We start from the raw sequence: 14,682 nt of genomic DNA on the forward strand, positions 1-14,682 counted from the left end.
TTGTGTTTATATTTCGTAGTTCAGACAGGTAAGATTATTTGAAACGCTCTTTTGCTTTCTTTGCGTTTTCCTGCTGTTCTGCCCACCACTGAGCAGATTTCTCTTTACATTCTTTCTGAGCTGCTTCGATCTTCTTATTGAGTTTCTCGATCTGAGCTGCCTTGTCAGATGCATTGCCTTTTTCAAGTTCTTTGATCTGTTTCTTCATATCTTTAACAGCAGCTGCTGTTCTGTCATTGATTGCTTCAATGTTCTTATTGTTATGATAGAACAGTCTCAGTTTGATATCTTTGAGCATCTGTTTGTTGATCGTGGAGATCAGGATCGTTACGATAAGGATAACACCGATAACGATTTTCTTTGTGTTCGGGTCGATACCCATAAGTCCCAGTGCATATGTAAGGAAAGCCATGATAAAGGTTGCAATGATAGGTCCCCACATTTTACCTTTACCACCATTGGTAGAAACACCACCTAATACCGCACAGGCGATCGCTGTCATTTCATATCCTGTACCCATGGAAGAGGAAAGACCTCCACCCATACGTCCGATAAAGAAGATAGAACCGATACCTGCCATGAATCCCATGAGGATAAATACCTGCATTTTGACTTTCTTAACACTGATACCTGAATAATTTGCACATGTCGGGTTGTTACCAACAATGTAAACTTTACGTCCAAATGGTGACTTGTGAAGAACAAAGATGAAGATAGCACCCATGATAAGGAAAAGCACCATACTCAGCGGAATGATTCCACCAATGTTCATCCATCCGATCTTGCTGTACCACTTCGGGAAATTCTTCAGAGAATTCTCACCCAGAACGATTTCCACGATACCTCTGAATAACATAGAAGTAGAAATTGTAGTGATAACGGCCGGCATTTCAAGGAAAGCAACACAGAATCCATTGAATGCTCCACAGAGCATACAAACAATGATTCCGACGATAACACAGATGAGTGACGGAAGTCCTTTGTCCATCAGAAGTCCTGTTACCATTCCACCCAGGATCATCTGTGCTGCTACTGACACGTCAATGTCACCCAGCAGAAGGATGAATACCATACCAAGTACAAGCGGAGAAACATCCAGACCTGCATTGATCATTGACTGAACTGTACCGTGGGTAAAATAAAGATCCGGTTTTATAACCGCCAACAGTACATTAATTAAAACCATGATATATACAAGAATCATTTCCCATTTGACAAGGAATTTCTTTAATACAAATCCTTCCTTGACACTGAGGTCTCTGTCGTAATTACTTCCTGGCATTAGATCAACGCACTCCTTTCTTTGAGAGCCTGTCTCTTAGCGGACTGCTCGGTAAAGTAGTTAATTGCAACGGCAACAATGATAATTCCGCCCTGGAGTGCTTTCTGCCATACACTCATACCAGGAATCATACTAATGAAATATGTGATCACAGACATGATAAGTGCACCGATTGCCACACCATCCATACGTCCTTTACCACCGGTGATAGATACTCCACCGAGAACGCAGATTGCGATCGCAGTCATTTCAAAACCGTCTGCCATTCCATAATAACCAATTGCATAGTTTGCAGTATAAAGCATACCTGCCAGACCTGTCACTGCACCACAGATCACGAAAGAATAAAATGTTACTTTTGGTTCTTTGATACCTGCAACTGCTGCAGATTCACGAGATGTACCGATTGCATAGATTCTTCTTCCTGCGGAAGTATATCCAAGGAACAGTCCTGCTACAACCAGCAGAATGATCGTGACCCAGAGGATGATCGGCAGTCCTAAAAACTGTCCGATTGCAAACGTACGGTATCCGTTCAGTTCTTCGTACTGTGCTGCGAACCACCACTGTCCGCCAGAAACAACAAACGCAAGACCACGGAAGATGTACATTGTACCCAGAGTACAGATCATCGGAACCATGTGAAGGTATCCAACCAGGAAACCATTCAGTGCACCACAGAGTGCGCCGAGAACAATTGCAAATAATACCCATACGATTCCAGGGATTCCCGGATGGCTGCATGCAAGAGTGGTACAGGAAATACCAACAAATGCAAGCTGGGAAGCGATGGAAATATCAATACCACCAGTAAGAATAACCATCATCTCAGCAATCGCAAGGAGTGCATAGATTGTATTGTTCTGAAGCATACTTACCAGAGATGTGGCAGTAAACATACCCGGTGTAAGGAAACGGGCGATCACCAGCAAAATGATCAGAACTGCGATCAATCCGGTATTTCTGGATTTTAATAAATTTTTCATTATTTATGCCCCTCTCTTTCTTTCAGAGATGCTTCGAGCAGCATTTCCTGGGTTACAGTTTCCATATCGCCAAACTCACCTGCCACACGGCCGCTCTTCATTACAACGACTCTGTCTGCAACACCAAGAACCTCCGGCATTTCAGAAGAAACCATAATGATTCCGTATCCTTTGCATGCCAGACTGTTCATAATCTCATAAATAGAATATTTTGCACCAACGTCGATACCCTTTGTAGGCTCGTCCATGATCAGAACCTTCTGATCGGAACTCAGCATCTTGGCAACAACGACTTTCTGCTGGTTACCACCTGACAGAGATGACGGCGGTGCTGTAATATCGTTTGCTTTCAATTGGATCTTCTTGCACAGGGCAATCGCATTTTCCATTTCTTTATCTACATCCATCTGTCCGCCCTTTACAAACTGCTTCATGGAAGCGGAAGATACGTTCTGATAAATAGGAAGTTCATTTACAAGGCCCTGGGTCTGTCTGTTCTCCGGAAGAAGTCCGATTCCAAGATTAAGAGCATCGATCGGACTCTTGATATCTACTTTCTTTCCTTCCAGACGGATCTCACCGCTGTCCGGATGCATGATACCATAAATTGTCTGACATACCTCAGTACGTCCTGCTCCTACCAGACCTGTCAGTGCAAGGATCTCACCTTTACGTACATTGAAGGAAATATTCTTGAAATATCCTTCTTTGCTGATATTATCAACCTCAAGTACCACATCACCGATCTTGGCTGTTTTCTCAGGATACATGGAATTCAGTTCACGACCAACCATTGCCTTTACAAGATCTGCATTTGTGATCTTGTCAACATCCCAGGAACCAACATATGTAGAATCACGGAATACGGTAACACGAGTAGCCAGCTCATACATATCTTCAAATCTGTGAGTGATAAAGATAATAGAAACGCCTTTGTCTCTCAGATCCTTTGCGATACGATATAACTGAAGACATTCATTTCTTGTAAGAGAAGCTGTCGGCTCATCCATGATCAGGATTCTTGCGTCACAGGAAAGTGCCTTTGCGATCTCAACCAGCTGCTGCTCTGCAACAGATAAGTTGCCCATCGGTTTGTTTACATCGATCTCTGCACTTAAAGGCTGAATCAGTTCTTTCGCACGCTGTCTCATTGTCTTCCAGTCATAGAAGCCAAATTTATTCTTAATCTCCCGTCCCATAAAAATATTCTCTGTAACAGTCAGATCAGGGAACGCTGTTACATGCTGATAAATAGCAGCAATTCCAAGTTTCGCTGAGTCTGTAGTGTTTCTTAATGTTACCTGCTCACCATCCAGCAGCATGATTCCGCTGTCCGGCTGATGTACACCGGTAATGACCTTAATAAAAGTTGATTTACCAGCTCCGTTTTCTCCCATCAGAGCATGAATCTCGCCTCTTTTTAACTGAAAGTGAACTCCATTCAGAGCTTTAACTCCACCAAATGTTTTTACTACATCTTTCAGTTCCAAGATATACTCACTCATTTTGTGTCTTACTCCTCCCTTTCCTTCGTTGTGATTGAACTGCGTTGCGTTCTTTATGTATCTGATTTTATACAAATCATAGAGTTTTTCAATATATAAAATTGCTTTACAGGTATCAAAAATTGTGTTTTTGGCACTTTTTTATATTTTACAACAAAAAACATCTTATCTTTTAACAATCTTCACATCAATTGCATCTACCTGTCAGTTTTTGTTTATCTATATTGCCAGTAACAGATTTTGCATGAATTTTTTTCTTTATTTTGGTTCTTTGTACACTTTTTTTTCTTCTATATTATTGTTATAATATAAAAATATTACAAGCTGCGTTCACTTTGTCCACAGCAGCTTGCTATCATTTCTTGTGGAGGTTTTTATGCGACTGCCAAAACACATTATGCCTGATGACTATTTTTCAGTCACACCCAAAACAGATATCCAGATCACATCACTTCCTTTCTATATAAAGGAAGCCGGATACTGCAATGACCGTAAATTTATCCGTGGGGCCTGCAATAATTATTCAGACTACTTATTCGTCTATTCCCTGTGTACCATGAAGTTCAAAAAAAACGACGAAAAGTACCCCGTTCATTCCCATGATATCATTGTATCTGCCTGCAACACGCCCCTGAGTTTTTCCCTTCCTCTCTCCTATGGAAAGACACGACGCGAATATCTGTATTTTATCATCGGCGGTTCCCACGCACAGCAGTTTTACAATTATATCAGACGGCATGACTGTACGTTTCATTTCAACAAGCTTCACCATATGCTGGATCTTTTTCTTGAGATTCTTGAGATCGACTATAAATCAGATCCTATGTCAGCACAAATGCATGCCAGTTCTGTAGTGCATCAGATCTACCTGGAGCTCTACATTCTGTCCCAGAATATTCTGAACGCAAAAAAGCAGACTCCTGTGCAGGACAATGCCGTAAACACAGCACTCAAATATATCCAGACGCATTATCAGAGCGATCTGAGCATCGACGCCGTCTGCAACAGTGTCAGTTTCTCAAAATATTACTTCTGCAAGCTGTTTAAAGAGCATATGGGAATCTCAATCCACCAGTATGTCACGGAATTCCGTGTTAATAAGTCCAAAGAACTTCTGAGTTATTCAAAACTCTCCATTTCTGCAATCGCAACCTCTGTCGGATTTAAAAATGCACTTACCTACACGAGAAACTTCGAAAAGCTGGAGCATATGACGCCTTCTGAATACAGAGAATTATACTAAATCTTTCATCGGAAGATATTTCTCTGGTAAGAATCCGGCAGATTCATAGAAAAAAGACATAAAAAGAAGCCCCGGAAAATCCGGGGTTTCTTTTTATGTCTTCAGAACACTGCTTCAAAAGCTGTGTTCAGATTAATCGTACAGGTTTGGAGCGATTTCTTCGTCATCCATGTTTGTGGAATCATACCAGTAACCATCTGTAGGAACATCTTCAAGTTCCTGTCCGTTAGCTGCTGCTGTCAGAGCGTAGATTGCATAGTAGCCCATCATCAGAGGAGACTGTGTAACTGCACCAAGGAATGTTCCATCCTGAACTGCTGCTTTGATGATAGAACCAGCATCGAAACCAACACCGATAACGTCGCCGTTAGCTGCATCAGAACCAAGAACGTTCAGGTTTGCGTTAGCTGCAAGAACACCTTCTGCTGCTGTCTGGTTGGAACCGAAGATAGCGATGCAGTTTTCTTTGGAAAGGATAGCCTGAGCTTCATTGGAGCAAAGCTCTACAGTTGTCTGTGCCGGAACAGCTACCTGGATAACAACATCTGCGTCAGCTTCTGTTGCATCAGCACCTTTAGCTGCGTTTACATAGAATTCGTTACCTGCAACTGCTACTGTTTTGCCATCAGCCTGAAGCAGTTCGATCATTTTGTCGATGAATCCGCCACCACGCTGCTGAATGTTCTGAGCTGTAGCATCCTGGTTAACTTCACCGATAACAACCTGTCCGTCAGCGTTAGCTACAACATCTTTGATTGCATTATACATATTTTCTGCTGCTACGGAACCAGCCTGTGCGTTGTCTGTACAAACTTCGCAAGCGATAGATCCTTCCGGAGCATCTGCGATACCTGTATCAAATGTTACAACCGGGATTCCTTTGTCAGCGCAATCCTTAAGAGCGTCAAGTACAGAAGATGTATCACAAGCTGCCAGACCTAATCCAGCCGGGTTGGAAGCGATTGCTGTGTTAACCATGTTAACCTGGTCAGCGATATCTGACTCACTGTTCGGTCCCTGTGCTGTATAAGTAACACCAAGTTCTTCAGCAGCCTTCTTCATACCTTCCTGAGCTGCATCCCAGTATGTGGACTGGAAAGATTTAACCATCATTGGGAACTCATAAGCTTCGTTTGCTTTGAGATCTTTGAACTGATCCGGAAGATCAGCGGCCATAACTGTTGATGCAGACATACCTGCTACCATTGCTGCACAGATGCTTAATGCTACTACTTTTTTGAAATTCATAATTTACTTCCTCCTTATAAATTATATAGTTTTTTATTATGATGATACGTCAGTAGGAAATTTCTGACGCCCCACATCCTTATGGAATTTTGGTTGTCAAAGCGGATATCAGTAATCCGCTTTGATTTTATACTGCTTACATAGCAGCTTTTTTCTTTTCTTTGATGATATCGATCAGGACTGCGATGATAAGTACAAGACCTGTGATGATCTGCTGCCAGTTTGCCTGCAGGCCGACATATGGAAGACCTGTTTTCAGAAGCATGATGACAAAGATACCAACAAATGTACCGATTACAGAACCGTAACCACCGGTTGCAGCAACACCACCGACGAATACACCGCCGATCGCATCCATTTCAAGTCCGGCACCGGTACCCGGCTGTACAGTAGGTGTAACTGCTGCATAAGCGATAGCTGCAAGACCTACAAACAGACCACATACTACATAAACCATTACATGGTAGAATTTTACGTTGATTCCTGAAAGAGCTGCTGCTTCTTTGTTGGAACCGATTGCGATGGTGTAACGTCCGAATTTTGTATGGTTCAGAACGAATTCCATCAGAAGTACCAGAATGATCATCCACAGGAAACCGATCGGGTAACGGGAAGCGCTTCTTCCTGTACCAACTGTAATCTTGAAGATTGTGTGGAACCATCCACCATCCTGTGTAAGTCCCGGCCATGGTGTAGCACTGCAGAGAGAGCCGGCACCACGGGTGATCATACATGTACAAAGAGTTGCAAGGAATGGCGGCAGGTTCATGATTCCGATCAGGACACCATTCAGTGCTCCGATCGCAATTCCCAGTACCAGGCAAAGTACCATAGCTGCTGCTACCGGCCATCCGTGGCTTCTTACCATTGTTCCGGCGATCAGTGCGTAACACACCATACCGGTTCCGATTGACAGGTCTACACCACCAGTGATAAGCGGGAATGTAACACCGATTGCCATCAGAAGATCATAGTAAGAAAAGTCCAACATACTTAAAAGTGTTGTATACTGTCTGAACTCCTTACTCATAATAGAGAAGATTGCAGACAGTGCAATGATAACAAGTAAAACAATAAATCTCTGATCACTTATAATACTTTTTTTCTTCTTAGTCATGACTGTCCTCCCCTTAATTGATATTTCTTGTTGCCTTATCCATGATGTGTTCCTGTGTTGCCTCAGAAATATCAATATTTCCTGTCACTTTACCTTCACACATTACGATGATACGGTCACTCATACGGAGAATCTCTGTCATTTCAGAAGAAATCATGATAATAGACTTTCCTTCTGCTGCCAGTTTACTCATTAACTTGTAAATTTCGTTCTTCGCACCGACATCGATACCTCTTGTCGGCTCATCGAAGATCAGGATATCACTGTCGCGGGTAAGCCACTTCGCAATAACGACTTTCTGCTGGTTACCACCGGAAAGGTTCACTACCAGCTGATCACCGTTCGGTGTCTTTGTAGCAAGTTCTTTGATGTATTTCTCAGAAACTTCTTTTTCTTTTGCTTTGTTGATGAAGATTCCGCTTGTGAACTGCTCCATCGTTGCCAGTGTTGTGTTTTCATTTACAGATTTCTGAACAACAACACCATATCTTCTTCTGTCCTCAGACAGATAACCGATACCATATTTAACAGCATCCTGTGGGCTGTTGATAGTTACTTCTTTGAGCTGGCCGCTCTGTTTGTCCATGATGGAAATCTTTCCGCTCTGTTTCGGATCGGCTCCAAACAGTGCTCTTGCAGTTTCGGTACGTCCTGCACCCATCAGACCGGAGAAGCCAAGGATCTCACCTTTTCTCAGTTCGAAGCTTACGTCCTGAACCATCTTACCTGCATTCAGGTTTTCTACTCTAAGAACCACCGGTGCATCCGGTGCTACCATGCTGTGTTCCTTAGGATCTTCATAAATAACACGACCAACCATCATGTTGATGATGTCTTCTTTTGTACTGTCTTTTGTAATCAGAGTTCCTACATATCCACCATCTCGCATGACTGTTACACGGTCTGTGATGACTTTGATCTCATCCATACGATGTGAGATATATACGATACCGAGGTTCTTCTCACGAAGATCTCTGATGATTACGAACAGGTCAGCGATTTCTTTTTCTGTAAGAGCTGCTGACGGCTCATCGAAGATGATAACTTCTGCTTTGTGGGAAATAGCTTTTGCAATCTCACACATCTGCTGTTTACCAACTGTTAAGTTGCTCATCTTTTCTCTTGGGTCGATCTCGATGTTCAGATCCTTGAATAATTTCTTTGAATCTTCGATCATTTTCTTATCGTCTACACGGATACCCTTTTTCGGCTCACGTCCGATAAAGATGTTCTGTGCAACGGTCAGGTCACCGACCATGTTTAATTCCTGATGTACGATTACGATACCATTGTCCTGTGCCTCACGTGTATTGTGGAAAGCCACTTCCTGACCTTTGTATGTAATAGTACCGGAATCCTTCTGATAAATACCGGTAAGAACTTTCATCAGTGTTGATTTACCGGCACCGTTCTCTCCCATAAGTGCATGTACTTCGCCGCGTCTTACTTCGAAATTAACGTGATCCAGGGCATGAACACCAGGAAAGGACTTATCAATATCCTTCATTGTTAAAATAACGTCACCCATTGTTTCATCCTCCCTTTCGATCAGTTCTTTCTACGTCTTGCAGAAACGTCGGCATATACAGCTACGATTACGATGATACCTGTGATGATCATCTGCTGTCCTTTACCAAGACCAAATGCCATGATTCCCTGCTGCAGAAGAGAGATAATAAATACACCGATTACAGTACCGCCGATGGAAGCAAGTCCACCAACCATGGATGTACCACCCATTACACAACCAGCAATTGCTTCGTTGTTGTACTGATCGCCATAACCAGGCTGAACGGTTGTATATGTAGCTACGAAAAACAGTGCTCCAATTCCAACTAAAACGCCGCAGATTACATATGAAAGCATGTTCCATTTCTTTGTATCTACACCAGAAAGTCTTACGGCTTCTGTGTTGGATCCGAGGCAGAGGATGTAACGTCCAGGTTTGGTATTGTAAAGAATGATTCCACAGATAATTGCTGCTCCGAGGAAGATCACCAGACCTACCGGAAATCCTTTATAAGATACAATGTTACGGAACCAGCCGTTTGTCGGGTCACTTGCCAGCGGCCAGCTTACGGACTGTGTTTTTGTGAATACAGATGCGATACCTTTTGCAATATTCATGGAAGCCATGGATACGATGAATGGCGGAACTGATAAGTAAGATACCAGCCATCCGTTAAAGATACCAAATGCAAGACCGATCAGTACACAGATTACCATTGCTGCTGCGCATGGAACCTTGTAGCTTGTCATGCAGTAACCGGAAACGAGTGCACAACAGAACATTACCGGTCCGATGGAGAAATCGATTCCTCCTGTTGCGATTACGAATGTGACACCAAGTGACAGGAAGCCAAGGAAATATACATAGTTCAGTGTGGACTTGATACTGTCTCCAACAGGGAACTTACTTCCGAGAACCACCTTAAAAACTACGAACATCAGAATCAGGATGCAGACAAGTAAGATCCTGTTCAGGCCGAGTTTTTTCACGATTGGATTTTGTTTCAGCTTTTCCAATTTTTCGCCCTCCTTAAAAGTTTTACACACACATCTTGCGTTTTCTATATAATACCGTGAATACCGCACAATTGTAATGGAAAATCTTACAAAAAAAGGTTAAATATTTACGGTTCGTCCATAAATATTTAACCCTTTTTATATTTTTTTTACTATTTTACTAGGAAAGCTTCAATGTATTGAACGGAAACAGCAGTTTTTCGATTTCACTGTCATACATATTATCCGGTGTCACAAGTTCGCACCCGGAATTTACATCTTTCTCATAGCTCTTACCGCGGAGCATCAGAATGGTCTCTTTTACACCAATATAACCCATCTTAAAAGCTTTCTGTACAACAAGGCCTTTAAATACTCCGTTTTCCATAAGCTGAACAGCCTCCTGTGAACTGTCGACGCCGACTACCTGGATTCTGTCTTTGGCTCCGGCCGCTTTTACTGCCCGCGCCGCTCCGACAGACGAATACTCATTCATTCCGGCAACCATCTTGAGATTTGGATATTTTTCCATAAGCTCCTGCGTAAGTTTACGTGATTTCTCATACTGGGAATCGCAGTAAACTACTTCAACAATATTTTTTGCCAGATCTCCGAGACCTTTGCGGAAGCCTTCTTCACGCTCGACTGCAGTTGATACTCCTTTGACATGAGCAACAATCGCGATCTGATCATCCGGATCAAGAAGTGTTGCCGCAAATTTCCCCAGTTTTTCTCCTGCCTCGAGGTTATCTGTCGCTACCGTCAGATTCTGTACCTTCTCCTCGGTATAAGAATCGATAAAGCTGATGCAGATACCTTTTTCTTTTGCCTCTTTCAGAAGATCATTGGATTCTGTAAAACTGGATGGTGAAAAAAGGATTGCATCCGGTTCTTCAGAAATAGCTTCTTTCAGAAGTTCATTCTGCCGCTCAATATCATTTTCCTCTGTCGGTGCTTTGATCTCAATATCGGCATTATATTCTTTGGCTGCCATTTTGGTTCCGAGAATCAGTGCTTTCCAGAAATCATTCGTGCTGTCCTCAACTTTTGGAATATAAACAAGGGACATTCTTCTTTCTTCAATTTTTTTCTGGCGGTACCAGGCTGCGCCTCCAATCCCGCCAATCAGGCAGATCACAAGGCAGATACTCAGCCATTTTTTCTTTTTTATCATTTCTGTCCCTCCTGTCTGCCCGGAATCGTGATCGTTGCTGTCGTGCCTTTGCCCACCACACTCTCGTAAGTAATGCCGTAATCTTCACCGTAATAAAGTTTCAGCCGCTTCTGTACATTATATACGCCAACTCCGTTTGAATGATAATTTACTTTGTGGCGGTCATAAATATGAGCCAGCGTTTCTTCATCCATTCCGACACCATCGTCAATGACCTGAAGAACAGCATTTCCGTCTTTCGGAAATCCCTTTATAATAAGAAGTCCTTTGCTCTCTTTGTACTTCAGACCATGGTAAATCGCATTCTCAATAATCGGCTGAAGCACCAGTTTGATCAGTGGGATATGTAATATGGAAGGATCTACATCAATCTGGAATTCCAGTTTATCTTTGTAACGCATTTTCTGGATTGTCAGATAGCCACGTGCATATTCTACTTCATTGGCAATCGGAACAACCTCATCCTCGTTACTTATACTCTGGCGAAGAAGCCTTGCAAGTGAAGCCGTCATCAGGACAACCTCCTCATTTTTCTTTCCTTCTGCCATCCAGATGATAGAATCCAGCGTGTTGTAAAGGAAATGTGGGTTGATCTGAGACTGAAGTGCTTTCAGCTCGCTCTTTCGCTTCTGCTCCTGCTCATGTACATTCTGCTCCATCAGTTCCTGAATACGGTGTGTCATCACATCAAATGATTTTGTCAGACTGCCGATTTCATTTCTGGAATCCACAACAACATCAGAAACGCTGAAATCTCCTTCCTGAACTTTTTTCATGGAATCACGCAGTTTCTGAATTGGAAGTGTAATACTTCTTGCCATAAATCTGGAAAAAAGGAGCGCCACAATCACCAGAACGACCGCTGTCAGCACATAGATACTCTGCGCCTGACGGCTTTTGCTGAGTAGTTCGCGGACATTGGTGCAGTCAACAACGGTCCATCCGGTTTTATCCGATCTGGAAATGGAATATAATTTTCCATTATTCCCGGTTCCGGTCAGTACTGTATCATCGTCTGTATCCATGATCAGACTGATATTCTCCGTCTGAAGTTCGTTATAAAGCTGCTGCTGCTGTGGATGATAGACAATATTTCCCTTTGCATCAAGGATAAATGCATATCCTTTTGTTCCTACTGTACTCTGGTCGCAAAGTCCACTGATCGCACTGTAATTCAGATCAATAAAAAAGACGCCCTCTTTTTCTCCGCTGCCGCTGCGATCACGGATTCCACGGCTTAAAGTGATCACCCACGGACGTTCCCCACTGATAATATGCTGCACATGAGAAGAGGTCAGTGTCGGCCCTTCCGGACTGTTCAGCGCCTGCGTATACCATTCCTGTGTATTGAGATTCAGATCATGATTAACAGATTTGCTTCCATTATTAATAAGCATCCTGCCGCTTTTACTGATGATTCCTACATTTCGAATATCGCTTCGGCTGTCCAGAATAGTCTCAAACTGTTTCAGGATACGATAACGTCCCTCGCTGTCAATTTCGTCCGAAAAAAGATAGTCCTGGACATCCTCGTTGCTCGAAATCAGATAGGCAATATTTTCCATGTAATCGATGTAGGAGTCAATGTTCTGGTTCATCTGCTGGATGATTGTCTGTGTATACTGTGAAGAGTTTTCAAAAATAGAAGTATTTGTAAAACGCATCGAGACACCTGTCACGATTACAACGGCACTCAGAACCAGAACGGCTACCGTCGCAAAAATAACACTCTGAATACTGCTGAATCTTCCGATAAATCTTGCTGACAGATTCTTTTTTTTCATCGGCGTTTCTCCCTTGCATATTCTGTCGGTGTATAGCCTGTCATCTTTTTAAACGAAATACCGAAATAGTGAGGATCGGAAAATCCGACTTTTTCAGCAATCTCATAGTTTTTCATCGTAGTATTTTCCAGAAGTTCCTTTGCCTTCTCCATACGGGTACGGATCAGAACTTCCGTAAAGGTCTCACCGGTTTCTTCTTTAAATATGGTACTGAAATAACTGGTGCTGATATTTAAATAAGAACAGATACTGTTCAGGCTGAGATCCGGAACCATGTAATTTTTCTGTATATAGTCGATTGCAAGACGTGCCTGACGCTCACTGCTTGACGTATTCATTGCAGAAAGAATACTGATCACACGTTTTGTATGGCGGGCAACTACTTCGCATGCCTCTCCGAAAAACTTCTGATCAGTGATCTCGCGGATCAGTTCATCTCGGCCTTCCCGGATCTGCTCCATATCTGCTGAAACATCTTCGCAGGCATTGTCCATGGTTCGTATAACCTGCTGAAGATACATACAGGCACGGCTTTTTTGCATAAGTGCATTACGAATCAAATCTTCAATTGATACAAGCGTCTGAAGAGCCAGGTCTTCCTGTCCGGTTTTTAATGCTTCTTTCAAAACAGAAAGCGGTTCATCTATCGATATTTCCTGTACCGGATGTTTTTCTTCCATATCAATAAGCAGATTTCCGCCCAGGAGATAGCGATACTGCAGGGTATCCTGCGCCATGTTGTGGGACTGTACCAGTTCTTCCGGTTTCTTCACCCATTTACCGATTCCCATAGATACGTCAAATCCCATAACTTCTTTGGTCTTATCCTGAATTTCCCGACAGATTTCTCTTGTCTTTTCGGTGAAGTTGCGGCTCCATTTTTCCTGAAACAGAATTCCGACACGATTGTTACCTTCCTGATATGCAAATCCTGCTTCTTCACGTGTCACGATCTCATCACTGATATTGTAGAGAACAAATGCCATGAGTGCACTTTCCTGCTGTTTTTCGGTATCCAGTTCATACATTCCTGAATAAAGGTCGATATCAAAAAGAGCCACACGATAGCTGATTGCAGAAATGTCGATTCCCATCTCTGCAAGGCGCTGGATGCTTTTGCTCACATCGGTGGTACAATTGACCAGAGCCTCCATGTTTTTAGAACGGATCACCTGTGCATTTTTGCGGTATTTCTCTGAATTTTCGGTCAGCTTGTTCATTTTGTTTTTTTCACTGCGAAGCTGATCGACTTTTTCTTTCATTTTATTGATCACACCGGTAAGTTCCATGGCAGTCACCGGTTTCAGAAGGTATTCGCTGACACCATACTGGATGGCCTTTTTGGCGTATTCAAATTCGCCGAAGCCGCTGAATATCACGATCACGACATCCGGATAATTGTCATGCAGAAATTTACTGAGTTCCATACCGTCCATATATGGCATGAGAATATCGGTCAGAACAATATCCACGGGATGTTCTTTTACAAATTCTGATGCCTGTTTGCCGTTTTCGCAGTCACCCACAAGTTCACAGTCCAGACTTTTCCAGTCGATGTTTTCTTTGATGGCATCACGAACAAGGATTTCGTCATCTACGAGTAGTATTCGATACATGTATTTTGCTCCCCCATCTATATCAATTCATGTACTTCTGGATATTTCCCAGTATTTTATTGTAACATGATTTGGGGTGTTTGGGTACAGGAAATGTGGGAGTTTTGTTAAAAAAAATACAATTCCACCATGTTATTTTCCCAATAAAATACCCCACACGGGCGCTTGCTTTGCGTGGCCAGGTGGGGTGCGCGAGGGGAGAGCGGCCTTCGCAACTGTGAG

At 42.8% G+C, this 14,682-nt stretch carries 11 protein-coding genes; 1 reads left to right on the top strand and 10 read right to left on the bottom strand.

What is annotated here, in order from left to right:
• Nucleotides 1-34 precede the first annotated feature (34 nt).
• The 3 genes from BQ7344_RS06420 to BQ7344_RS06430 are packed head-to-tail and all read right to left on the bottom strand — an operon-like array spanning nt 35 to nt 3,773.
• On the bottom strand, nt 35-1,282 hold the full coding sequence (locus BQ7344_RS06420) for an ABC transporter permease (RefSeq protein WP_072521907.1): 1,248 nt from the start codon (nt 1,280-1,282) through the stop codon (nt 35-37).
• Nucleotides 1,282-2,268: an ABC transporter permease gene (locus BQ7344_RS06425; protein WP_072521908.1), complete on the bottom strand. Its 987-nt coding sequence runs from the start codon at nt 2,266-2,268 to the stop codon at nt 1,282-1,284. Before BQ7344_RS06425 ends, BQ7344_RS06420 begins: the two co-directional genes overlap by 1 nt.
• Complete coding sequence (locus BQ7344_RS06430) at nt 2,268-3,773, bottom strand: sugar ABC transporter ATP-binding protein (protein ID WP_072521909.1); 1,506 nt, start codon at nt 3,771-3,773, stop codon at nt 2,268-2,270. The genes BQ7344_RS06425 and BQ7344_RS06430 overlap by 1 nt, the downstream gene beginning before the upstream one ends.
• Nucleotides 3,774-4,149: 376 nt before the next feature.
• On the opposite strand from BQ7344_RS06430, the gene BQ7344_RS06435 reads away from it, so the two are divergent.
• The gene (locus tag BQ7344_RS06435; RefSeq protein ID WP_072521910.1) at nt 4,150-5,016 is read left to right on the top strand and encodes a helix-turn-helix transcriptional regulator; all 867 of its coding nucleotides are present in this window, start codon (nt 4,150-4,152) and stop codon (nt 5,014-5,016) included.
• 132 nt (nt 5,017-5,148) lie between these two features.
• On the opposite strand, the gene BQ7344_RS06440 is transcribed toward BQ7344_RS06435, so the two are convergent.
• The 7 genes from BQ7344_RS06440 to BQ7344_RS06470 form a co-directional block, all read right to left on the bottom strand.
• The gene (locus BQ7344_RS06440; protein ID WP_072521911.1) at nt 5,149-6,264 is read right to left on the bottom strand and encodes a substrate-binding domain-containing protein; all 1,116 of its coding nucleotides are present in this window, start codon (nt 6,262-6,264) and stop codon (nt 5,149-5,151) included.
• Between the two features lie 136 nt (nt 6,265-6,400).
• On the bottom strand, nt 6,401-7,381 hold the full coding sequence (locus BQ7344_RS06445; protein ID WP_015542078.1) for an ABC transporter permease: 981 nt from the start codon (nt 7,379-7,381) through the stop codon (nt 6,401-6,403).
• Between the two features lie 13 nt (nt 7,382-7,394).
• Complete coding sequence (locus tag BQ7344_RS06450) at nt 7,395-8,909, bottom strand: sugar ABC transporter ATP-binding protein (RefSeq protein ID WP_072521912.1); 1,515 nt, start codon at nt 8,907-8,909, stop codon at nt 7,395-7,397.
• Between the two features lie 20 nt (nt 8,910-8,929).
• Nucleotides 8,930-9,907: an ABC transporter permease gene (locus BQ7344_RS06455; protein WP_072521913.1), complete on the bottom strand. Its 978-nt coding sequence runs from the start codon at nt 9,905-9,907 to the stop codon at nt 8,930-8,932.
• A gap of 160 nt (nt 9,908-10,067) precedes the next feature.
• The gene (locus BQ7344_RS06460; RefSeq protein WP_072521914.1) at nt 10,068-11,060 is read right to left on the bottom strand and encodes a substrate-binding domain-containing protein; all 993 of its coding nucleotides are present in this window, start codon (nt 11,058-11,060) and stop codon (nt 10,068-10,070) included.
• The gene (locus BQ7344_RS06465; protein ID WP_072521915.1) at nt 11,057-12,844 is read right to left on the bottom strand and encodes a cache domain-containing sensor histidine kinase; all 1,788 of its coding nucleotides are present in this window, start codon (nt 12,842-12,844) and stop codon (nt 11,057-11,059) included. The genes BQ7344_RS06460 and BQ7344_RS06465 overlap by 4 nt, the downstream gene beginning before the upstream one ends.
• Nucleotides 12,841-14,460 (bottom strand): response regulator, encoded by a 1,620-nt coding sequence (locus BQ7344_RS06470; protein ID WP_072521916.1) that lies wholly within the window; start codon nt 14,458-14,460, stop codon nt 12,841-12,843. The genes BQ7344_RS06465 and BQ7344_RS06470 overlap by 4 nt, the downstream gene beginning before the upstream one ends.
• Nucleotides 14,461-14,682: the final 222 nt, after the last annotated feature.

Source organism: Blautia sp. Marseille-P3087, from assembly GCF_900120195.1.
Lineage (GTDB): Bacteria > Bacillota > Clostridia > Lachnospirales > Lachnospiraceae > Blautia_A.